Below are 1,174 nucleotides of genomic sequence, written 5' to 3' on the forward strand. Positions count from 1 at the left end.
GACACAGCGGCCCGCCGGCCCGGACCACCGCTGACCAGCGCCCGCCACAGCGGAGGAACCTCCGTGCTCCGAGCGGCCTGGGCACGCAGCCCCGCCAGATCCAGTCGGGCGGGCACCAGCACCGACTCGTCACGGGTCAGCGCCAGGTCCAGCAGGGCCAGGCCCTCGTCCGCGCTGAGCGCGGTGACACCACCGCGGTTGATACGGGCGCGCTCGGCGTCGGTGAGCTGCCCGGTCAGGGCACTGACCTCGGCCCACAGGCCCCACGCCAGTGACGTCCCCGGCAGTCCGGCGGCGCGGCGTTCGGCGGCCAGCGCGTCGAGGAACGCGTTGGCGGCCACGTAGTTGCCCTGGCCGGGCGAACCGAAAGTCGCCGCCGCCGAAGAGAACAGGACGAAGTGCTCCAGGTCGAGACCGCGGGTCAGCTCGTGCAGGTTCCACGCGCCGTCCGCCTTGGGCCGCATCACCGTCGCCACCCGCTCCGGAGTCAGCGACGCGATCGTCCCGTCGTCCAGGACACCCGCGGTGTGCACCACCGTCGTCAGCGGAGTCTCTTCGGGAACCCCTGCCACCACGCCCGCCAGGGCAGCGCGGTCCGCGGCGTCGCAGGCGACGATCTGCACCCACGCACCCAGACTCGCCAACTCCCCTGCCAGGGCAGCGACGTTGGGGGCAGACGGACCCGAACGACCCGTCAACACCAGCCCGTCGGCACGACCCGTCGCCGCCAGATGACGCGCCACCAGACCGCCCAGCGTGCCCGTACCACCCGTCACCAACGCCGACCGGCCGGCCGGGCGCGAGGCGGGCAGGTCGGCGACGACGGGAGTGGAGGGGATCGTCAGGACGAGCTTGCCGGTGTGCCGCGCCTGCGACATGAAGCGGAACGCCTCCCGCGCCCGCCGCACGTCCCACGCCCGCACCGGAAGCCGCGACAGCTCACCGGCCGCCATCAGCTCGACGATCTGTCCGAGCATCGCCCCCAGCCGCTCGGGCCCCGCCTCACCGAGTTGGAACGGCCGGTAGGTGACGTCCGGGTGTTCGACCGCCAGGGATTCTGCGTCCCGCAGATCGGTGCGGCCCATCTCGATGAACGTTCCGCCGTTGGGCAGCAGCCGCAGCGACGCGTCGGTCAGCTCCCCGGCCAGCGAGTTCACCACGACGTCCACCCCCG

1 protein-coding gene is annotated in these 1,174 nt (G+C 73.2%); it reads right to left on the bottom strand.

Annotated elements, in window-relative coordinates:
- The coding region (locus ACFZCP_RS45915; protein ID WP_391443283.1) for an SDR family NAD(P)-dependent oxidoreductase at positions 1–1,160 on the bottom strand (1,160 nt) is incomplete at its 3' end.
- Positions 1,161–1,174: the final 14 nt, after the last annotated feature.

It is taken from the genome of Streptomyces sp. NPDC007971 (assembly GCF_042958635.1).
Classification (GTDB): domain Bacteria; phylum Actinomycetota; class Actinomycetes; order Streptomycetales; family Streptomycetaceae; genus Streptomyces.